At 70.0% G+C, this 19,760-nt stretch carries 15 protein-coding genes and 4 tRNA genes; 8 read left to right on the top strand and 11 right to left on the bottom strand.

Annotated elements, in window-relative coordinates; translation table 11 throughout:
- Positions 1-12: 12 nt before the first annotated feature.
- Positions 13-1,500 carry a sulfatase gene (locus tag ACH4RC_RS34340; RefSeq protein WP_398207841.1) on the bottom strand — a complete coding sequence of 496 codons (1,488 nt, stop codon included), beginning with the start codon at positions 1,498-1,500 and terminating at the stop codon, positions 13-15.
- Positions 1,501-1,650: 150 nt separating this feature from the next.
- Entirely contained in the window at positions 1,651-1,749 is a 99-nt protein-coding gene (locus ACH4RC_RS34335) for a putative leader peptide (RefSeq protein WP_398207840.1), read from the bottom strand.
- Between the two features lie 294 nt (positions 1,750-2,043).
- Here ACH4RC_RS34335 and purF point away from each other — a divergent pair, with 294 nt between their 5' ends.
- A complete protein-coding gene (gene purF / locus ACH4RC_RS34330; protein WP_398207838.1) occupies positions 2,044-3,570 on the top strand; it encodes an amidophosphoribosyltransferase in 1,527 nt (508 codons plus the stop codon).
- 92 nt (positions 3,571-3,662) lie between these two features.
- Complete coding sequence (gene purM / locus ACH4RC_RS34325) at positions 3,663-4,733, top strand: phosphoribosylformylglycinamidine cyclo-ligase (RefSeq protein WP_398207836.1); 1,071 nt, start codon at positions 3,663-3,665, stop codon at positions 4,731-4,733.
- Positions 4,734-4,918: 185 nt separating this feature from the next.
- On the opposite strand, the gene ACH4RC_RS34320 is transcribed toward purM, so the two are convergent.
- Positions 4,919-5,185, bottom strand: coding sequence for a DUF3073 domain-containing protein (locus tag ACH4RC_RS34320; RefSeq protein WP_394432651.1), 267 nt, complete (start codon positions 5,183-5,185; stop codon positions 4,919-4,921).
- Between the two features lie 263 nt (positions 5,186-5,448).
- Positions 5,449-6,570, bottom strand: a complete 1,122-nt coding sequence (locus ACH4RC_RS34315) for a Leu/Phe/Val dehydrogenase (protein WP_398207835.1) — start codon at positions 6,568-6,570, stop codon at positions 5,449-5,451.
- A 240-nt stretch (positions 6,571-6,810) separates the two neighbouring features.
- On the opposite strand from ACH4RC_RS34315, the gene ACH4RC_RS34310 reads away from it, so the two are divergent.
- Both ACH4RC_RS34310 and bldC read left to right on the top strand, forming a co-directional pair.
- On the top strand, positions 6,811-7,662 hold the full coding sequence (locus tag ACH4RC_RS34310; protein WP_398207833.1) for a hypothetical protein: 852 nt from the start codon (positions 6,811-6,813) through the stop codon (positions 7,660-7,662).
- 521 nt (positions 7,663-8,183) lie between these two features.
- Positions 8,184-8,390 (top strand): developmental transcriptional regulator BldC, encoded by a 207-nt coding sequence (gene bldC, locus ACH4RC_RS34305; RefSeq protein WP_003949541.1) that lies wholly within the window; start codon positions 8,184-8,186, stop codon positions 8,388-8,390.
- A 481-nt stretch (positions 8,391-8,871) separates the two neighbouring features.
- On the opposite strand, the gene ACH4RC_RS34300 is transcribed toward bldC, so the two are convergent.
- The 3 genes from ACH4RC_RS34300 to hrpA form a co-directional block, all read right to left on the bottom strand.
- A complete protein-coding gene (locus ACH4RC_RS34300) occupies positions 8,872-9,075 on the bottom strand; it encodes a DUF6274 family protein (protein ID WP_398207832.1) in 204 nt (67 codons plus the stop codon).
- A gap of 159 nt (positions 9,076-9,234) precedes the next feature.
- Positions 9,235-9,309: transfer RNA gene (locus tag ACH4RC_RS34295), tRNA-Asp, on the bottom strand.
- Positions 9,310-9,404: 95 nt separating this feature from the next.
- A complete protein-coding gene (gene hrpA / locus ACH4RC_RS34290) occupies positions 9,405-13,415 on the bottom strand; it encodes an ATP-dependent RNA helicase HrpA (RefSeq protein ID WP_398207830.1) in 4,011 nt (1,336 codons plus the stop codon).
- A gap of 150 nt (positions 13,416-13,565) precedes the next feature.
- Here hrpA and ACH4RC_RS34285 point away from each other — a divergent pair, with 150 nt between their 5' ends.
- Positions 13,566-14,660, top strand: coding sequence for an ABC transporter permease (locus ACH4RC_RS34285; protein ID WP_398207828.1), 1,095 nt, complete (start codon positions 13,566-13,568; stop codon positions 14,658-14,660).
- Positions 14,661-14,729: 69 nt separating this feature from the next.
- On the opposite strand, the gene ACH4RC_RS34280 is transcribed toward ACH4RC_RS34285, so the two are convergent.
- The 4 genes from ACH4RC_RS34280 to ACH4RC_RS34265 all read right to left on the bottom strand — a co-directional run bounded on the left by ACH4RC_RS34280 (position 14,730) and on the right by ACH4RC_RS34265 (position 16,674).
- A tRNA-Phe gene (locus ACH4RC_RS34280) sits at positions 14,730-14,803 on the bottom strand.
- A gap of 23 nt (positions 14,804-14,826) precedes the next feature.
- Positions 14,827-14,901 (bottom strand) — tRNA-Asp (locus tag ACH4RC_RS34275).
- A 36-nt stretch (positions 14,902-14,937) separates the two neighbouring features.
- Positions 14,938-15,010, bottom strand: a tRNA-Glu gene (locus ACH4RC_RS34270).
- An 80-nt stretch (positions 15,011-15,090) separates the two neighbouring features.
- On the bottom strand, positions 15,091-16,674 hold the full coding sequence (locus tag ACH4RC_RS34265) for a metallophosphoesterase (RefSeq protein WP_398207826.1): 1,584 nt from the start codon (positions 16,672-16,674) through the stop codon (positions 15,091-15,093).
- Positions 16,675-16,733: 59 nt separating this feature from the next.
- Between ACH4RC_RS34265 and ACH4RC_RS34260 the strand changes: the two genes are divergently transcribed.
- The 3 genes from ACH4RC_RS34260 to ACH4RC_RS34250 all read left to right on the top strand — a co-directional run.
- Positions 16,734-17,084, top strand: coding sequence for a metallopeptidase family protein (locus ACH4RC_RS34260; protein WP_361076768.1), 351 nt, complete (start codon positions 16,734-16,736; stop codon positions 17,082-17,084).
- 225 nt (positions 17,085-17,309) lie between these two features.
- On the top strand, positions 17,310-17,762 hold the full coding sequence (locus ACH4RC_RS34255; protein WP_398207825.1) for a hypothetical protein: 453 nt from the start codon (positions 17,310-17,312) through the stop codon (positions 17,760-17,762).
- 240 nt (positions 17,763-18,002) lie between these two features.
- The coding region (locus tag ACH4RC_RS34250) for a DEAD/DEAH box helicase (protein WP_398207824.1) at positions 18,003-19,760 on the top strand (1,758 nt) is incomplete at its 3' end.

Below are 19,760 nucleotides of genomic sequence, written 5' to 3'. Positions count from 1 at the left end.
AGAACGAGCGGGTCAGGCCGGGTACGGAAGAAGCTGCTTGTCCGTCTTCTCCCACACCGCCTTCAGCTCGGCCAGGATCCTGGGCTCGTCCGCGGCCCGGTCGGCCTGTTCGCGCCGGTCGGCGGAGAGATCGAACAGCTGGTCCGTGCCGCCCTTGCCGCGGTAGTACTTCCAGTTCCCGCGCCGCACGGCCCGCTCCCCGCGCACCCGCCAGAACAGATCGCGCTCGGGCAGCCGCTCGCCGCGCAGCAGATATCCGGCGAGGCTGGTCCCGTCGAGCGGGTGGGCGCGGTCGGGCCGGGCCCCGCCGATCTCCAGGAGCGTCGCCGTCCAGTCGGGTGTGAAGACCGGCTCGTGGCTGACCTGCCCACCGTCGAGCCGCGCGGGCCAGCGCACGATCGTCGGCACGCGGATGCCGCCCTCCTGGAGGGACGACTTGTTGCCGGAGAGCGGCCAGTTGTAGGAGAAGCGCTCGCCGCCGTTGTCCGAGGCGAAGAAGACGAGGGTGTCCTTCTCCTGCCCGGACTCCTTGAGCGCCTTCAGGACCTGCCCGACCGACCGGTCCAGGTCCTGCACCATCTGTGTGTACTTCTCGACGGAGCCGCCGTCGTTGTGGAAGAGCGCCCGGCCGTCCCCGGCCCTGATCCGCCGGACGACCTCGGCGCTCTCCTCCTCGTCCCCGTCGGCTATCCAGGGCCAGTGCGGGGTGGTGAAGTTCAGGTTGAGCAGCCACGGCTTGCCCCGGTGGTCCCGGCGCACGTACTCGCTCGCCCGCTCCGTCAGGATCCGCGTGTAGTACCGCAGGTCCTTGTACTCGGCGTCGCCCTCCCGTACGTCGCCCTCGTACAGGTCGTACTCGCCGCCGAGCCCGAGCTTCGAGTAGTACTCCAGGGCCCCGCCGAAGTTCCCGAAGAACTCGTCCCAGCCGGACTTGGTCGGCGAGTAGTCCGGCAGGTAGCCGCAGTGCCACTTGCCGATCAGCGCGGTCGCGTACCCGGCGCCGCGCAGCAGCGAGGCGAGCGTGGGGTGGTTCGGGTCGAGGCCGACGGACCGGTCGGCGATCGGCTCGGCGAGCCCTCCCTTCGTGCGGCCCGGATAGCGGCCCGTGTAGAGGCTGAACCGGGTCGGCGAGCAGGTCGCGGAGCCGCTGTACGCGTCGGTGAACCGGACGCCCTGCCGCGCCAGCTTGTCCAGATTCGGGGTCTTGATGTGCGGAGCGCCGTACGAGGACAGATCGGCCCAGCCCAGGTCGTCACCCAGGATGAACAGGATGTTGGGCCGCTTGGCGGACCGCCCGGCAGCGGCGCGGAACGGGCGTTCCACAGGGCCGGTAGCAGCACCACTACCCGTACCCGTACCCGTACCCGTACCGGTACTGATACCGGTGCCAGTGGCGGCTTCGGCGGGCGTGGTCGTCGTGCCGAGCGCGGCGGCGGTCGCCGAGGCGCCGACCACCCCGCCGAAGGCGCGCCGGGACAGCTTCGAGGCATGCGAAGGCATGAAGGGACTCCGAGAGACAGGAGGGGGAGAAAGGCGCGGAAACGGGAGGTCACGCTCCTCCGGCGCAAAGGAGCGGAACCCGTGACAGGTCAGGCGATACGGAACAGTCCGTACAGATCAGGCGGTGAACAGATCAGGCGGTGAGACCGCTCAGACGCAGCGGCGACAGATCGCGCTGGCGACACGGACGAGGTCGACGTGCCGGCGCTCCACGAGAGTGACCGTGCGGTCACGGAGGAGGGGCTGCATGATCCAGGACCATGCCGAGCGTGACCCACACCTGTCAACGACGGTCCGCAGTACGGACGCCCGGAGTGCGACCCGTCACATTCGGCCGCGCGCCCGTCCCCGGACCCGGCCGAGCCACTGTTTACCCCGGTGAACAGCGCTCCAGCCCTGGAATCACAGGCCCGAGCGCCCCTCTGGCCTACCCCGCGCTACGCGCGTCCAGTGGGTTCCACCAACCACGCGAGCCCCTCCGGAACGTAGGAACCACCTATCCCCAATTCGGACCAGTGGTCGATCTCGCCTACACTCGAAAACGTGCCACGTGGTGACGGTCGACTCAATCACGATCTGCTCCCCGGCGAGAAAGGCCCCCAGGACGCTTGTGGCGTCTTCGGTGTCTGGGCTCCGGGCGAAGAGGTCGCAAAGCTCACGTACTTCGGGCTCTACGCCCTCCAGCATCGGGGCCAGGAATCCGCGGGAATCGCGGTCAGCAACGGCTCCCAGATCCTCGTCTTCAAGGACATGGGCCTCGTGTCCCAGGTCTTCGACGAGACTTCCCTTGGCTCCCTCCAGGGTCATATCGCGGTCGGTCACGCCCGCTACTCGACCACCGGGGCCTCCGTGTGGGAGAACGCCCAGCCGACGTTCCGCGCCACCGCGCACGGTTCGATCGCGCTCGGCCACAACGGCAACCTGGTCAACACGGCGCAGCTCGCCGAGATGGTCGCCGCCCTCCCCAAAGAGAACGGGCGTGCGACGCAGGTCGCCGCCACCAACGACACCGATCTCGTCACCGCCCTGCTCGCAGGCCAGGTCAACGAGGACGGCAAGCCGCTGACCATAGAAGAGGCGGCGCCCAAGGTGCTGCCCCAGGTCCAGGGCGCGTTCTCGCTCGTCTTCATGAACGAGAACACCCTGTACGCGGCCCGCGACCCGCAGGGCATCCGCCCGCTGGTCCTCGGCCGCCTGGAGCGCGGCTGGGTCGTCGCCTCGGAGTCCGCCGCGCTCGACATCTGCGGCGCCTCGTTCGTCCGCGAGATCGAGCCGGGCGAGTTCGTGGCAATCGACGAGAACGGGCTGCGAACATCCCGCTTCGCCGAAGCAAAGCCCAAGGGCTGCGTCTTCGAGTACGTCTATCTGGCCCGTCCCGACACCGACATCGCCGGCCGGAACGTGTACCTCTCCCGCGTGGAGATGGGCCGCCGCCTGGCGAAGGAAGCGCCGGTCGAGGCCGACCTCGTCATAGCGACCCCGGAGTCCGGCACGCCGGCCGCGATCGGCTACGCCGAGGCCAGCGGGATTCCGTTCGGTGCGGGTCTGGTGAAGAACGCCTATGTGGGCCGCACCTTCATCCAGCCCAGCCAGACGATCCGCCAGCTCGGCATCCGGCTGAAGCTGAACCCCCTCAAGGAAGTCATCAAGGGCAAGAAGCTCGTGGTCGTCGACGACTCGATCGTCCGCGGCAACACGCAGCGCGCCCTGGTCCGCATGCTCCGCGAGGCCGGCGCGGCCGAGGTCCACATCCGGATCTCGTCCCCGCCCGTGAAGTGGCCGTGCTTCTTCGGCATCGACTTCGCGACCCGCGCCGAGCTGATCGCCAACGGCATGTCGGTCGAGGAGATCGGCACCTCGCTCGGCGCCGACTCGCTCTCGTACATCTCCATCGACGGCATGATCGAGGCGACCACCATCGCCAAGCCGAACCTCTGCCGCGCCTGCTTCGACGGCGAGTACCCGATGGACCTGCCCGACCCCGAGCTGCTCGGTAAGCAGCTTCTGGAGACGGAGCTGGCGGCGGGCCCGGCGGCCACGGCGGCGAACGACGCGATCCGTCGTCCGTAGCCATCTCCGCGACACACCCCCGCACCTCTCGTCAGCCCGTCAGCCCGTCAGCGCGACAGCTCGACCGCCTCGACACGAAAGCTCTCTCACCCATGTCTTCTGAGTCTTCCGGTGCCAGCTACGCCTCCGCGGGCGTGGACATCGAGGCGGGCGACCGCGCCGTCGAGCTGATGAAGGAGTGGGTGAAGAAGACGCGGCGCCCCGAGGTCCTGGGCGGCCTCGGCGGCTTCGCCGGCCTCTTCGACGCCTCCGCCCTCAAGAAGTACGAGCGTCCGCTTCTGGCCTCCGCCACGGACGGCGTCGGCACGAAGGTCGACATCGCCCGCCGCCTCGGCGTGTACGACACGATCGGCCACGACCTCGTCGCGATGGTCATGGACGACATCGTGGTGTGCGGTGCCGAGCCGCTGTTCATGACCGACTACATCTGTGTCGGCAAGGTCCACCCCGAGCGGGTCGCGGCCATCGTGAAGGGCATCGCCGAGGGCTGCGTCCTCGCGGGCTGCGCCCTGGTCGGCGGTGAGACGGCGGAACACCCCGGGCTGCTCGGCCCGGACGACTTCGACGTCGCGGGCGCCGGCACGGGCGTCGTGGAGTACGAGAACCTGCTCGGCCCCGACCGCATCCGTGAGGGTGACGCGGTCATCGCCATGGAGTCGTCCGGCCTTCACTCGAACGGGTACTCACTGGTCCGCCACGTCCTCCTGGAGCGCGCCGGGATGGCCCTGGAGCAGCAGGTCGACGAGCTGGGCCGGACGCTCGGCGAGGAGCTCCTGGAGCCGACGAAGATCTACTCCCTGGACTGCCTCTCCCTCACCAGCACCACCGAGGTCCACGCCTACAGCCACATCACCGGCGGCGGCCTGGCGGCCAACCTCGCCCGGGTGATCCCGGACGGCCTGCACGCCACCGTGGACCGCTCCACGTGGGCGCCGGGCGCGATCTTCGACCTCGTCGGCAAGGCCGGTCAGGTGGAGCGCCTGGAGCTGGAGAAGACGCTCAACATGGGCGTGGGCATGATGGCGATCGTGCCGCAGGAGTCGGTCGAGGTCGCGCTCACCACGCTCGCGGACCGCGGCGTGGAGTCCTGGGTGGCCGGCGAGATCACCGACCGCGGCGCGCACACCACGGGCGCCGAGCTGACCGGCGACTACGCCAAGTAGAAGCGGTCGCCGCCCGTCGCGAGGCGGGCAGCGGCTACGGCGACGGCCGTGCTTCGGACAGCACAAAACCCGGTCCGGCGTGGTGGACCACTCCGGACCGGGTGTGAGTGCAGCAGTAAGCAGAAATCAGTCGGCTGAGAACAGCTTCAGCTGAGATCGGTTACGTGCCGGCAGCTGTCACGAGGTCAAGCGCCGCGGCGCTGAGACGACGGACCGGACTCGTCGGAGTCCTCGTCCTCGCCCTCGTTGTACAGATCCGCATAGCGGGCGTACGGGTCGTCTTCCTCGTCGTCGTCATCGAAAGGCTCGCCGTTCGGCGGCTGATTCGATACTGGGTTCGACGTCGATGCGCCCAGCTCATTGGCCAGACGCGACAGGTCAGTCCCGCCGCTGCTGTACTTCAGCTGGCGGGCGACCTTCGTCTGCTTGGCCTTTGCCCGGCCGCGCCCCATGGCTCGACCCCCTCGGATACGGGGCTCGACGGCCCCAGAGTCTTGACACGCGTTCATGATCTAGAACGGGCTCCCCGCGAGGAGACCGGTCCGTAGGGCTTCCACGGTACCTGAGCCCACGCCCATACGGTACGTCGCCCGCAGGACGCGCCTGCCCACAGGACCAGCAAGGAGCCCTGTCCTCGCTGGTCAGCTGCGATTTTAACCTCTTCTGGACCTGCGACCCGCCGAAGAGCGTGACACTGGTCATGTCCGCGCCGTGATCAGCGGGACGAGCGCGCCTCCGCCATCCGCTGCTCGGCGATCCGGTCGGCCGCGGCGGCCGGCGGAATACCGTCAGCCTTTGCGCGAGCGAAGATGGAAAGCGTGGTGTCGAAGATCTTCGCGGCCTTGGCCTTGCACCGGTCGAAGTCGAAACCGTGCAGCTCGTCGGCGACCTGGATGACGCCGCCCGCGTTCACCACGTAGTCCGGGGCGTAGAGGATCCCGCGTTCGGCGAGGTCCTTCTCGACGCCCGGGTGCGCGAGCTGGTTGTTGGCCGCGCCGCACACCACCTTCGCGGTGAGCACCGGCACGGAGTCGTCGTTCAGGGCGCCGCCGAGCGCGCAGGGCGCGTAGATGTCGAGGCCCTCCACCCGGATCAGCTCGTCGGTGTCCGCGACGACCGAGACGGACGGGTACTGGTCGGTGATCCGGCGCACGGACTCGGCGCGCACGTCCGTCACCACGACCTCGGCCCCGTCCGCGAGGAGGTGCCCGACGAGGTGGTAGCCGACCTTGCCGACGCCCGCGACGCCGACCTTGCGGCCGCGCAGCGTCGGGTCGCCCCACAGGTACTGGGCGCTGGCGCGCATGCCCTGGAAGACACCGAAGGCGGTGAGCACGGAGGAGTCGCCCGCTCCGCCGTTCTCGGGGGAGCGCCCGGTGGTCCAGCGGCACTCGCGCGCCACCACGTCCATGTCGGCCACGTACGTACCCACGTCGCAGGCCGTCACGTAGCGGCCGCCGAGCGAGGCGACGAAGCGGCCGTAGGCGAGGAGCAGCGCCTCGCTCTTGATCACGGCGGGGTCGCCGATGATGACGGCCTTGCCGCCGCCGTGGTCGAGCCCGGCCATGGCGTTCTTGTACGACATGCCGCGGGCCAGGTTCAGCGCGTCGGCGACGGCCTCGGCCTCGGTGGCGTACGGGTAGAAGCGGGTGCCGCCGAGGGCCGGGCCGAGGGCGGTGTTGTGGAGGGCGATGACGGCCTTGAGGCCGCTCGCGCGGTCCTGGCAGAGCACGACCTGCTCGTGCCCGCCCTGGTCCGAGTGGAAGAGGGTGGTCAGGACGTCCGGGGCGGCGGTGGAGCCGGAGGTGGTGACAGGGTCGCCGGTCACATCGGTCACTGTGGTGACTCCCAAGTACATAGCGGCGGTTGGGCGGAATCCCGTGCGGGTGGCGGGCTTTCCACCGTTCGTGGGCAAGAGGTTAGAACGTGTGGGGGCCCGCCACGGCCGCAGTGCCGAGGATCACTCTCTCGCGTGGGGCGGCGGCGGAAGTACGGTCGAATCCCGCCGCGTCCCACGGGAGCCCGTCGTGGGACGATTTGCAGTGTTTTCCAACCGATGGGCGGGGGAGGAGCAGCCGTGCCCGAGGTGTCGCCGGTGACCGTTCCGTATGCGGCGTACTTGCGTGTGTACGAGCCCCTCGCGGCGTTCCCGCAGCCTGAGCGGGACCACTGGGAGCGGTACGCGAAGCGCGAGCGCCACCCCTCCTACCAGGACGAACTCCGCCGTTCTCTGGCCGACTTGCTGCCCACGCCACCGGTCCCGGTGCCGGTGCACGAGAGCGACGACGCGTTCGTGACCGAGATCGAGGGCGTCCTGTGCGTGTGCCCGTGGCGCACCCGGCTGCGCGGCTGGCAGGCGCTGGAGGAGCTGCCGGGTCAGTTGCCGGCCCCGCTCCTGGACGCGGTGCTCCCGCCGGTGGTGCGCCGGCAGGCGGCCGGCGACTACGAGCGCTGGCTGGAGCGCAATCCGGACGCCCGGCCGTGGATCCGCACGGAGACCTGGCAGGTGCCGATCAACTGGTTCGTGCTCGTCTCCGACGAGGAGCGCGTCTACGAGGCGAAGCCCGACGAGCAGGGGGAGGGCGGGCCCGCGCTGCGCTACCGCACCCCGATGGTGCAGGCCCGGCGCAGGGTCGCGCGCGCGCTCAAGGCGCTGCGGGACGCGGTCGACGAGGGGCCGTTGATCGACGGCCTGTTGGACGTGGGGCGCTGGCTGGAGGAGTTCCACCCGCGCTCGTACGTCGAACTCGACTACGGCGGACTTGTGTACGTGCTCCCGCCGGACCTGCTCGACGAGGATCACTCGGCTGCCGATGTCGCCGAGGGAATCGAAGCACTCCGCCGCGGCGACGCGGACGGAGCGAGCGAGGCGTACGCCCGGCTCGTGGAGCGGTGGCGCGCGGTGCGGGACCGGCGCCAGGCCAACTGAGACGCCGACGGCGCGTCGAAGGGCGCGTCAAGTGACGGGGCGCGCGGGCTCCTTCGGGACCTACGTCCCGATCCGGGCGTTTGACTCAAGCGTGACGGACTGCACTAACTTCACCCTTGCGCCCATCGCCCCTCCTCGTGCCAAAATAGGACAAGGAGCCCGGGGAGGGCTCCATCCGTCCATCTATGTCCATCCATAGGCAGCCATGGACGGATTACTCAGCATTGCATTGCCGCTGGGGGGTCTGACGACTCCTGATCGCTCTGTGACTGATCGTCACTGTGGCGTGACTGTCCGCTATGGCATGGTCCATCGGCTTCCGTCGCTGATGAACACCTGGGAGGGCAATTCCATCGGTTTGGCCGACGAGGCTGGACGGATGGTGTAGTTGTAGTGCCGAGGACAAGCCGTTCGTCCTATAACCGACTCGACCCGTGTCCGCCATTTCGGGCAACGCGGGTCAAGGTGCAGAATTTAAAGGAAAGAACCGAGAAGGTTCGGTTCTCCCGAGGAGGCCGCTCATGACCGCTCGCACCCCTGATGCCGAGCCGCTGCTGACCCCCGCCGAGGTCGCCACGATGTTCCGCGTGGACCCGAAGACCGTCACGCGCTGGGCCAAGGCTGGCAAGCTCACGTCGATCCGCACGCTCGGCGGGCACCGCCGTTACCGCGAGGCCGAGGTCCGCGCCCTGCTGGCGGGAATCCCCCAGCAGCGCAGCGAGGCCTGAGGCACCGCACAACGCAGCATTACCGGGCGTTCCGGGCCCCCCAACCCGTACCGCGCCCACCACTGGCTCCACACGACGCGGGTTCTGCCCCAACGGAACCCGTGCCCACTGAAGTGTCATCTCAACTGCATCACGGGCGCGTCGTCGATCGCGCTGGACTCCGCCGGGTCCAGCGCGATCTTTTTTGTGCGCAAGAGGGGGCGGCCGGCGTCCTGCGGCGGTGATCTGTGGGCGCCCTTGTGAGGGCTTGATCGGTCCCTGGTGGGTACCTGGCGGTCAGCTGTGAGGGCAGTGCAATTGCACATATTAAATTGAGCAGTTGTAGGGAGGGTGTAAGAAACGGTGTTTCCAAAACTAGTTCGGTGACACCCGTCACACCCCGGGGAGCTTGTTGCTGGTGACGCCCGTGCGCTAAAGGGGATCTGTCCCGGAACCTGCCTTCAGAGTGCCACTTCCTGAGAGGCGCGCGGGTCGGCTTTGGTCACTGCTTCCGGGGACTTTCGTCCCCGTCCTCCTCCCGGGCGCTCCTGGGCCCGTCATGGGCCTCTGTGGCGGGCTCCAGGGCGAGACGGAGCAGCCGGTGGCAGATCGGGCAGTGCCGGGTCAGATGGCGGTGTCCGGAGGCGGCGGCGAGGTGGGCGCGCAGGAGCGCCCTGACTTCGTGACGCTGTACGGGTGCCGCCATGGGTCCGCCTCTCGCCGTGCCGGGCGCTGTTTCTGGTTCCGGAGTACCGAGGGCCTGTGCCGGAGTCAAGGGCGCGGTGCGAGCGCGGGTGCGGATGCGCGTGCGGGGCGCGCACGCGAAGAAGCCCGCACCATGACGGTGCGGGCTTCTCGATCTGTGCGGTCCTGACGGGATTTGAACCCGCGGCCTCCACCTTGACAGGGTGGCGAGCACTCCAAACTGCTCCACAGGACCTTGCTCTTTGCTGCGCTGTTACCGCGTTGCGCTGCGAGCAGGACTCTACAGCAGTGCAGGCCCGCAGGTCGAACTCACTCCATGTGCCTGGGTGATCACGGTGCCGCGGCGTCGATCGCCTTCACGATCCGCTTGTCCGAGACGGGGTAGGCCGTGCCCAGCGCGTGCGCGAAGTAGCTGACCCGCAGCTCCTCGATCATCCAGCGGATGTCCAGGACCTCCTGCGGCACGGGCCGTCCCTGCGGCAGTTGTTCGAGCAGCCAGGCGTACTCGTCCTGCATCTCGTGGACCTTCTCCATGCGGGTGGTGTCCCGCTGGACGCTCGTCGGCATCTGCTGGAGCCGCCGGTCGGCCGCGACGAGATAGCGCATCAGGTCGGGCAGCCGGCGAAGGCCGGTGTCCGTCACGAAGCCGGGGTGCACGAGCGCCGTCAGCTGCGTGCGCACGTCCTGCCGGTTGGGCAGCAGCGTCGGGCTGGTGGTGGCCTTCAGGCGACGCTCGCACGCCTGCCAGGCGGCGAGGACCTGCTGCACCTGCCCGACCGTCCGCACAGTCGTGTCGACGATCTCCGCGCGCACCTTCTCGTAGAGCTTGCGGTACGACTCCTCGTCCCACGCGGGGCCGCCGAAGTCCGCGATCAGCTTGTCCGCCGCCGCCATCGCGCAGTCGTCGAAGAGGGCCTGCACGGTGCCGTGCGGGTTCGCGGACAGGGCGAGCTTCTGGGCGTTGGTCAGCTTGTCCGAGGCGAACTTGCCCGGGTTGACCGGGATGTTGCGCAGGATGAGCCGGCGCGTGCCCTTCCACATGGCCTGGGCCTGCTCGGCCTCGGTGTCGAAGAGACGTACGGACACGGTGTCCCCGTCGTCGACGAGCGCCGGGTACGCCTTGACCGGCTGGCCGGCCCTTCGCGTCTCGAAGACGCGGGAGAGCGTGCCGAGCGTCCAGTCGGTCAGGCCCGTGCGCTCGACGGACTCGCCGCCCGAGCGCTCGGCCGTCGCCGCGGCCGCCTTGGAGATGGCCTGGCGCGCCTTGGGCCGCAGCTTCAGCTTGAGCGCTTCCAGGTCCTTGTCCTCGGCGAGCTTGCGGCGCCGCTCGTCGACGATCCGGAAGGTGATCTTCAGGTGGTCCGGGACGCGGCTCAGGTCGAAGTCGTCGGCCGACACCGGGACGCCGACCATCCGCTGCAACTCGCGCGCGAGCGTCATCGGCAGCGGCTCCTTGAGGGGCACGGCCCGGTCCAGGAACGCCTTCGCGAAGTTGGGCGCGGGCACGTAGTTGCGCCGGATCGGCTTCGGCAGCGAGCGGATCAGCTCGACCACCACGTCCTCGCGCAGGCCCGGGATCTGCCAGTCGAAGCCCTCGTCCGTGACCTGGTTGAGGACCTGGAGCGGGATGTGTACGGTCACGCCGTCCGCGTCCGCGCCCGGCTCGAACTGGTACGTCACCCGGAACTTCAGATTCCGCTGGCGCCAGACGTCCGGGTAGTCGTCCTTGGTGACGGCCTCCGCGGACTCGCGGATGAGCATGGAGCGCTCGAAGTCGAGCAGCTCCGGCTCCTCGCGCTGCTTCTTCTTCCACCAGGAGTCGAAGTGCGCGCCGGAGACGACGTCCTCGGGCACCCGCTGGTCGTAGAAGTCGTAGAGGGTGTCGTCGTCGACCACGATGTCGCGGCGGCGCGCGCGATGCTCCAGCTCCTCGACCTCGGTGAGCAGCGCGCGGTTGGCGGCGAAGAACTTGTGGTGGGTGCGCCAGTCGCCCTCGACGAGCGCGTTGCGGATGAACAGCTCGCGGCTGACCTCGGGGTCGATCCGCCCGTAGTTGATCTTCCGCTGGGCGACGAGCGGAACGCCGTACAGCGTCACCTTCTCGTACGCCATCACGGCCGCCTGGTCCTTCTCCCAGTGCGGCTCGCTGTACGTGCGCTTCAGGAGGTGCTCGGCAAGGGGCTCGACCCACTCGGGCTCGATCCTGGCGTTGACCCGCGCCCAGAGCCGCGAGGTCTCCACCAGCTCCGCCGACATCACGAAGCGCGGCGGCTTCCGGAAGAGGGCCGAGCCGGGGAAGATCGCGAACTTGGCGTTGCGGGCGCCGACGTACTCATTGCGCCCGCCCCCGCGCTCGCGCTGCTTCGGGTCCTTCTGGACGGACTCCTTGGTCTCCTTCACGTCCTTCATCCCGATGTGGGAGAGGAGGCCGGAGAGGAGGGAGATGTGCACGGAGTCGCCGGGGGCGTCCTCCTCGTTGAGGTGGATGCCCATCTGCTTGGCGACCGTGCGCAGCTGCGTGTAGATGTCCTGCCACTCACGGATGCGCAGGAAGTTCAGGAACTCGCGCTTGCACATCCGGCGGAAGGCGGAGGAGCCCAGCTCCCTCTGCTGCTCGCGCACGTACCGCCACAGGTTCAGGAAGGCCAGGAAGTCGCTGGTCTCGTCCTTGAAACGGGCGTGGTTCTGGTCCGCCTGCTGCTGCTTGTCGGAGGGGCGCTCGCGCGGGTCCTGGATGGAGAGGGCCGCCGCGATGACCATGACCTCGCGGACGCAGCCGTTCTTGTCGGCCTCGAGGACCATGCGGGCCAGCCGCGGGTCGACGGGGAGCTGGGCGAGCTTGCGGCCCTGCTGCGTCAGCCGTTTCCGTACGTCCTTCTCGCCCGGGTCCAGCGCGCCCAGCTCCTGGAGGAGCTGGACGCCGTCGCGGATGTTGCGGTGGTCCGGCGGGTCGATGAAGGGGAACTTCTCGATGTCGCCGAGGCCGGCCGCCGTCATCTGGAGGATGACCGAGGCGAGGTTCGTGCGCAGGATCTCGGCGTCCGTGAACTCGGGGCGCGCGAGGAAGTCGTCCTCGGAGTAGAGGCGGATGCAGATGCCGTCGGAGGTACGGCCGCAGCGGCCCTTGCGCTGGTTGGCGCTGGCCTGGCTGATCGCCTCGATGGGGAGGCGCTGCACCTTCGTACGGTGGCTGTAGCGCGAGATGCGGGCGGTGCCCGGGTCGATGACGTACTTGATGCCCGGGACGGTCAGGGAGGTCTCGGCGACGTTCGTGGCCAGCACGATGCGTCTGCCCGTGTGCTGCTGGAAGACGCGATGCTGCTCGGCGTGCGAGAGGCGCGCGTACAGCGGCAGTACTTCAGTGAACCGATACTTCTTCTTCTCCAGGGCGTCCGCGGTGTCACGGATCTCGCGCTCGCCGGAGAGGAAGACGAGGATGTCGCCGTCGGCGCCCTCGCGCTGGAGCTCCTCGACGGCGTCCGTGATCGCGGTGATCTGGTCGCGGTCGGAGTCGTCCGAGTCCTCCTCCAGGAGCGGCCTGTAGCGCACCTCGACCGGGTACGTACGCCCGCTGACCTCGACGATCGGCGCGTCCCCGAAGTGCCGTGCGAACCGCTCCGGGTCGATCGTCGCCGAGGTGATGACGACCTTCAGGTCCGGGCGCTTCGGCAGCAGCTGGGCCAGATAGCCGAGCAGGAAGTCGATGTTGAGGGACCGCTCGTGGGCCTCGTCGATGATGATCGTGTCGTACGCGCGCAGCTCGCGGTCGGTCTGGATCTCGGCCAGCAGGATGCCGTCCGTCATCAGCTTGACGAAGGTGGCGTCCTGGTCGACCTGGTCGGTGAAGCGGACCTTCCAGCCGACCGCCTCGCCCAGCGGCGTGTGCAGCTCGTCGGCGACGCGCTCGGCGACCGTACGGGCCGCGATCCGGCGGGGCTGGGTGTGCCCGATCATGCCGCGCACGCCCCGGCCGAGGTCGAGACAGATCTTCGGGATCTGCGTCGTCTTGCCGGAGCCGGTCTCGCCGGCGACGATCACGACCTGGTGGTCGCGGATCGCGTCGGCGATCTCGTCCTTCTTCTGGCTGACGGGCAGCTGCTCGGGGTACGTGACGTCGAGCGCGGCCCGGCGCTCACGCCGGACGGCCGTACGGACCTCGGCCTTCGCCGCCTCGGCGTCGATCTCGGCGATCACGGCGGCGCGCGCCTCGGGCTTGCGGATCTTGCGCGCGCCTTCGAGCCTGCGGCCCAGGCGGTGCGCGTCACGGAGGGACAGCTCGGACAGGCGCCGCGCTACGGCGGCGATCCGGTCGGCGGCGGCGGGGGCAGGCTGCGTAGACATACGTCCTCCAGGATCTCACCTCGGGGAAATTGGTGGCGAACGGTTTTGCCCGGGGCCGGACCCGGCGCCCGTCGCGTCGCCAGGCACACGCTGCCTCGCGCGGTGGTTTTCAGGGTGTAGGTCCCTTATGCCTGCCTTAGCGTTCCTGGTATGTCTTCCTTGTCCGAACCGGAACCACCGCGCCCGCATCCGCCCCACGGGGAGCACGGACGGCCGCCGACGGGGTCCGAGCGCTGGGCCTCGTACAAGAAGTCCCCGTTCCTGCCGGCGTGCGTGCTCGTCGTCATCCTGGCCGCGGCGGCGGCGCTGTTCGCGGCCTCGTACACGTACTCGATGGCCAATCCGACGCCGCACGACATCTCGACGGCGGTGACCGGGGAGCCGGACGCGGCGCGGCGCAGTGCCTTCGTCGGCGCGATGGAGAAGGCGCTCGACGCGCAGCTCGATCTGAAGCACTACGCCACCCGGGCGCAGGCCCGTCGGGCCATCGACGAGCAGCGGGTCTTCGCCGTGCTCGACGTGCGCGACAAGGGGGCCCGCGTCGAGCTGGACCTCTCCAGCGCGTCCGGCGTCTCCGTGGCCCAGGTGTTCCAGCAGGCGGCGCCGGTGGTCAGCAAGAAGACCGGCGTCCCGGTGGCGGTGAAGGACCTGAACCCGCTGCAGAAGGGCGATCCGCGCGGGCTCGCGATCTTCTACATCTCCCTCGCGGCCGTGATCATCGGCTTTGTCGGGGCGATCCAGCTGAGCGTCCACGCGCGCGGGCTGAACCCGGCCGAACGGATCGCGTTCACGATCGCCTACGCGCTGTTCGGCGGGTTCGCCGTGGCGGCGGTCGTGGACTGGGGGCTCGGCGCCCTCGACCTGCCGTTCGTCGAGTCCTGGCTGATCCTCGCGCTGACGATGTTCAGCTGCGGGATGGTCTTCACGATGTTCAACACGTTCTTCCACCGCTGGGCGATGATCCCGACCTGGGGGCTGCTCGTCCTGGTGGGCAACCCGGCGTCGGGCGGCGCGGTGGCGCCGCCGCTGCTGCCCACCGTGATCGGCCGCCTGGGCCAGTGGCTGCCGCCGGGGGCGTCGGTGAACGCGCAGCACACGGCGGTCTACTTCCAGGGCCACCAGCACGCCTTCCCGTTCCTGGTGCTCGCCGGGTGGGCGGTGGTGTCGAGCGGCCTGTTCTGGTTCTGGCGCCACAAGCACCCGGGCGGACGCGGGACGCAGCCGCTGCACGCGGCACCCGTGTGAACGTACGCGGCCACGCGACGGGCCCGTACAACGCGTTAGGCCCCGTCCGGAGACGGGGCCTAATTCCTGTGGCTGGGGCCGGGATCGAACCGGCGACCTATCGCTTTTCAGGCGATCGCTCGTACCAACTGAGCTACCCAGCCACGAAGTCCACGAGGAACTTCAGCGGTCCTGACGGGATTTGAACCCGCGGCCTCCACCTTGACAGGGTGGCGAGCACTCCAAACTGCTCCACAGGACCAAGCTTGTGTGCGACAGTCTCGCACACGATCTTGCGTGCCCCCAACGGGATTCGAACCCGTGCTACCGCCTTGAAAGGGCGGCGTCCTAGGCCGCTAGACGATGAGGGCTATCGGCCCGCCTGGGCGCTTCGCAGCGCGTCGGGGACGTGAGAAGCATATGGGATGCGGGGAGCTATCGCCAAAACGGTTTACGGCGGGCCCGCGGACGACTCCGGGGACGGGGTCGCCCCGGGCTGGTTCTCCTTCGGCAGATGGCGGCTGACCTCGGCCGTCGTCAGGCCCAGACCGCCGAGCCTGATCTCGTCCCAGGCCTGGAGCCGCTTGGTCGCGCTGTCCAGGTAGAGCACGGACGCCTCTACCGGGTCGGGGTCCTCGCCCTCGACCGCGCGCAGGCCGCTGCCGCCGGTCGAGCCCTCGGTGCGGAGCCGGGTGCCGAGCGGGAGCACCTCCATCCTCTGGCGGTGGATGTGCCCGGCCAGGGCCAGCGGCACGGTGCCGTCCGTCTCGCGCGCGGCCGCCGGTTCGTGTGCGAGGGCGATGTCGACCGGGGTGCCCGCGGCCCGCTGGTCGCGGACGGCCGAGGCGAGCCGGATGCCTGCCAGCCGCTCGGCCGCGTCGCCCAGGGCCTCGGTCGAGCGGTCGGGCGTGTACTGCGGGTCGCCGGTGCCTGCGATGCGAAGCCCGGCGACCGTGACGGCCCTGCCGTCGTCGAGCACGCGCACGTTCGGGAACCGCTTGCGGGACGACAGGTACTTCTGTGTCGTCCTCGAGTCGTGGTTGCCGCGGACCCACACATAGGGCGCGCCCAGGTCCTTGACCGGGTCCAGGAAGGCGTTCTCGGCGGCGGAGCCGTGGTCCATGGTGTCGCCGGTGTCGATGATCACCGAGATCCTGTACTGCTCGACGAGCGAGCCGATGATCTTCCACGAGGCCGGGTTCAGATGGATGTCGGAGACGTGCAGGACGCGGATCGTGGACGGGTCGGGGCGGTACGTGGGCAGCGTGGACGTCACGTCGTAGAGCTTGGTGACGTTGGTGACCAGGCGGGCCAGTTCCCGCTGGTAGACGTCGAACTCGGTGACGATCGAGCGCGCGTTGCCGACCACCGAGGGCGCCGAGGAGAGCAGCCCGGAGAACCGGGGTTCCAGGACCGAGTTCGGGTTCCAGGTGGCGTACGCGGTGCCGCCCGACGCCGCGAGGAGGGTCAGGGCGAGACCGCCGGCGGCCAGGGCGCGGCGCGGGCGCCGGTAGACGGCGAGGCCGAGCGCGGTCGCCCCGGAGACGACCGCCACGCAGGAGCGGACGGCCAGGTCGAGGGTGCCGTGCTCGACGTCGCGGGCCACCTCGTCCTGGAGCCCGGAGATGCGCTCGGGGTGGTCGACGAGGGCGCGGGAGCGGACCGGGTCGAGCCGGTCCACGTCGACGTCGAGGCGGATCGGTGCCGTGTGCGAGTCCAGCTCCAGGGCGCCGAGCGGCGACACGTTGATCTTCGTGCCGCCGGACAGGGACGGGCGCAGCGTCATCCGGGTGTCCATCGGCCCGACGGGCGTACGGACGCTGCCGACGACCAGGAGGCCGAGCCAGGCGCCGAGCAGGACGACCGCGACCAGGCCGAGGGCGCGCATGTACGGGTGGGGCGCGTGGTCCGCCGACAGGGCCGGGGTCCTGTGGTGGCGGGAGCGGTGGCGGCGGAGGACGGCCGACGAGAGGGTGCGGGCGCCCCGGATCCGGTAGAGGGCTCGGCGCATGGCGACAGCGGGCGGTCGGGCCATTGCTCCCGTATGCCCAAGTCGGCGGGTGGACATGCGGGGCCGTACCCGACAATGGCCGTGTGCTGGAGATGACGCGCGAGGAGTTCGAGGAACTGGTGGCCGAGGCGCTCGACCGGATTCCACCCGAGTTGACGCGGCTCATGGACAACGTCGCGGTGTTCGTCGAGGACGAACCGCCGTCCGACGATCCCGAGCTGCTCGGGCTCTACGAGGGGACGCCGCTCACCGACCGCGGCGAGTGGTACGCGGGTGTCCTGCCGGACCGGATCACGATCTACCGGGGGCCGACGCTGCGGATGTGCGACTCCCGGGAGGATGTCGTCGCCGAGACGGAGATCACCGTGGTGCACGAGATCGCGCACCACTTCGGGATCGACGACGCGCGGCTGCATGCGCTCGGGTACGGGTGAGACACCGGTACGGGTACGGGGCGGGGCGGGGGCGCTTCTTTGTGCGGGCTTTGTGCGGTGCGTGCGCCGCGCGTGTCCTCTTGCGGGGCACGGGAGTTGGGACGGGTGTCCCCGTCACATGCCCGGAGGTGCTTGCCCGTGAGCCGGCTGCCCGTACCGCTTTGTGCCCTTCGCCTCGGCCGTCTGGCCGCGACCACGGTCGCCGTCGCCGCTGCCGCCGGATGCATGAGCGTCGCAGATGACGACGACGGCCGCCCGCCCGCGCCCTCGCACTCCGCGACCCACCGCGGCGAGGGCACCGCGCCCGACGGGGGCACGGTGATCGCCGACGGTGTCGGCCCGGCCGGTGCGCGGGCCGGGGAGCGGCCCGCGAGCCCGGAGGGCTCCGCCACGGCGTCGGCGGCGGAAGGGGACGCGTCGCCCGCCGCCGCCGCGACGCACGGCGGGGCGCGGACCCCGTCGAGGCAGGCGCCGCCCGTCCGGCACATCCCGTCCGCGCGGCCGAGCACTCCGCGTGCCACCCCGTCGACGCCCACGCCGACGCCGACGAGGGAGACGCCGTCCCCGACGCCGACGCCGTCCCCGACGACCGCGGAACCGTCGTCGTCCGCGCACGAGCAGCGGGCCTCCCCGCAGCTGATGGGGGAGCCGGAGCCACGGGCCGGGAGCCCGGCGTAGGGCGTGGCTCCCGAGGTCTGTGTGACCGGGGTCTCAGGCGGGTGGTTTGCCTTCGGGGGTGGGGGGTGCGTATGGTGGTAGATCGTTTGATCCCATTTGCCCGGCGCCGTACAGGAGCGCCGCGTGGCGCGTACTCTCCCTTGCCGTGGCTGGACCGCATTGAGGCGGTCGATTTGCGAAACCGCGAATACACGGAGTTGACGGGCGCGTGCCGAAACTCCGGAAGGTTTCGCATTTCGCATGTCCATTTCTGCTGACCAGAACATCATCGAGAACAACACGGTCGACAACGCCGAGCTCGTGGCCGAGCTCGAAGAGGCCGTCGACACCACGGCCGAGGCCGCCGTCGACAACAACGTCGACAACATCGACAACAGCGTCGACACCGCCGTCGAGAACGACGAGCCCACCCTCACCTTCGCCGACCTCGGGCTGCCCGAGCCGGTCGTGCGCAAGCTCGCGCAGAACGGTGTGACCACCCCCTTCCCGATCCAGGCCGCGACCATCCCGGACGCCCTGGCCGGCAAGGACATCCTCGGCCGTGGCCGCACCGGCTCCGGCAAGACGCTCTCCTTCGGCCTGCCGACGCTGGCCCGCCTCACCGGCGGCCGCAGCGAGAAGCACAAGCCGCGCGCCGTCATCCTCACGCCGACGCGTGAGCTGGCCATGCAGGTCGCGGACGCCCTGCAGCCCTACGGCGACCAGGTCGGCCTCAAGATGAAGGTCGTCTGCGGCGGTACGTCGATGGGCAACCAGATCTACGCCCTGGAGCGCGGCGTCGACATCCTCGTCGCCACCCCGGGCCGGCTGCGCGACCTCATCAACCGAGGCGCCTGCGACCTGAGCAACATCGAGGTCGCCGTCCTCGACGAGGCCGACCAGATGTCCGACCTGGGCTTCCTGCCCGAGGTCACCGAGCTGCTCGACCAGGTTCCGGCCGGCGGCCAGCGGATGCTCTTCTCCGCCACCATGGAGAACGAGATCAAGACGCTCGTCACCCGTTACCTGAACAACCCGGTCAGCCACGAGGTCGACGCCGCCCAGGGCGCCGTCACGACCATGTCGCACCACATCCTCATCGTGAAGCCCAAGGACAAGGCGCCGGTCACCGCGGCCATCGCCTCCCGCAAGGGCCGCACGATCATCTTCGTCCGCACACAGCTGGGCGCCGACCGCATCGCCGAGCAGCTCCGCGACGCGGGCGTGAAGGCCGACGCGCTGCACGGCGGCATGACGCAGGGCGCGCGCACCCGCACCCTCGCCGACTTCAAGGACGGCTACGTCAACGCGCTGGTCGCCACCGACGTCGCCGCCCGCGGCATCCACGTCGACGGCATCGACCTCGTCCTGAACGTGGACCCGGCCGGCGACCACAAGGACTACCTGCACCGCGCGGGCCGCACCGCGCGCGCCGGCCGTACCGGCACGGTCGTCTCGCTCTCGCTGCCGCACCAGCGCCGCCAGATCTTCCGCCTGATGGAGGACGCGGGCGTCGACGCCGGGCGCCACATCATCCAGGGCGGCGCCGCCTTCGACCCGGAGGTCGCGGAGATCACCGGGGCCCGGTCCATGACCGAGGTCGAGGCCGAGTCCGCGGGCAACGCCGCGCAGCAGGCCGAGCGTGAGGTCACCCAGCTGACCAAGCAGCTGGAGCGCGCCACCCGTCGCGCCGCCGAGCTGCGCGAGCAGGCCGACCGCCTCACCGCCCGCGCCGCCCGTGACCGCGGCGAGGACGAGGAGGGCGTGGCCGCGGCCGTCGCCGCCGCAGCGGAGGCCGCCGCCGCGCAGGTCGCCGAGGCCGTCGCCGCCGAGGTGCCGCAGCAGTCCGAGCGCGCCGAGCGTTCGTCCTCGTACGAGCAGCCGCGTCAGCGCCGCGACGAGCGGGGCAACTTCGAGCGCCGCGACCGTCGTGACGACCGTGGTGGCCGTGGTGGCTTCGAGCGCCGTGACAACGACCGTGGCGGTTTCCGCCGCGACAACGACCGTCGTGACGACCGT

Source organism: Streptomyces sp. NPDC016845, from assembly GCF_044332585.1.
Lineage (GTDB): Bacteria > Actinomycetota > Actinomycetes > Streptomycetales > Streptomycetaceae > Streptomyces.
The sequence above is the reverse complement of the archived record's forward strand: the minus strand, read 5'-3'. Positions and strand labels throughout refer to the sequence as shown.

What these genes read in the sequence shown, in the direction of transcription:
- ACH4RC_RS34265 (WP_398207826.1), bottom strand. Translation starts at nt 16,674, where the DNA reads ATGGCCCGACCGCCCGCTGTCGCCATGCGCCGAGCCCTCTACCGGATC.
- ACH4RC_RS34335 (WP_398207840.1), bottom strand. Translation starts at nt 1,749, where the DNA reads ATGCAGCCCCTCCTCCGTGACCGCACGGTCACTCTCGTGGAGCGCCGG.
- ACH4RC_RS34255 (WP_398207825.1), top strand. Translation starts at nt 17,310, where the DNA reads ATGAGCGTCGCAGATGACGACGACGGCCGCCCGCCCGCGCCCTCGCAC.
- ACH4RC_RS34340 (WP_398207841.1), bottom strand. Translation starts at nt 1,500, where the DNA reads ATGCCTTCGCATGCCTCGAAGCTGTCCCGGCGCGCCTTCGGCGGGGTG.
- bldC (WP_003949541.1), top strand. Translation starts at nt 8,184, where the DNA reads ATGACCGCTCGCACCCCTGATGCCGAGCCGCTGCTGACCCCCGCCGAG.
- purM (WP_398207836.1), top strand. Translation starts at nt 3,663, where the DNA reads ATGTCTTCTGAGTCTTCCGGTGCCAGCTACGCCTCCGCGGGCGTGGAC.
- ACH4RC_RS34300 (WP_398207832.1), bottom strand. Translation starts at nt 9,075, where the DNA reads ATGGCGGCACCCGTACAGCGTCACGAAGTCAGGGCGCTCCTGCGCGCC.
- ACH4RC_RS34320 (WP_394432651.1), bottom strand. Translation starts at nt 5,185, where the DNA reads ATGGGGCGCGGCCGGGCAAAGGCCAAGCAGACGAAGGTCGCCCGCCAG.
- ACH4RC_RS34285 (WP_398207828.1), top strand. Translation starts at nt 13,566, where the DNA reads ATGTCTTCCTTGTCCGAACCGGAACCACCGCGCCCGCATCCGCCCCAC.
- hrpA (WP_398207830.1), bottom strand. Translation starts at nt 13,415, where the DNA reads ATGTCTACGCAGCCTGCCCCCGCCGCCGCCGACCGGATCGCCGCCGTA.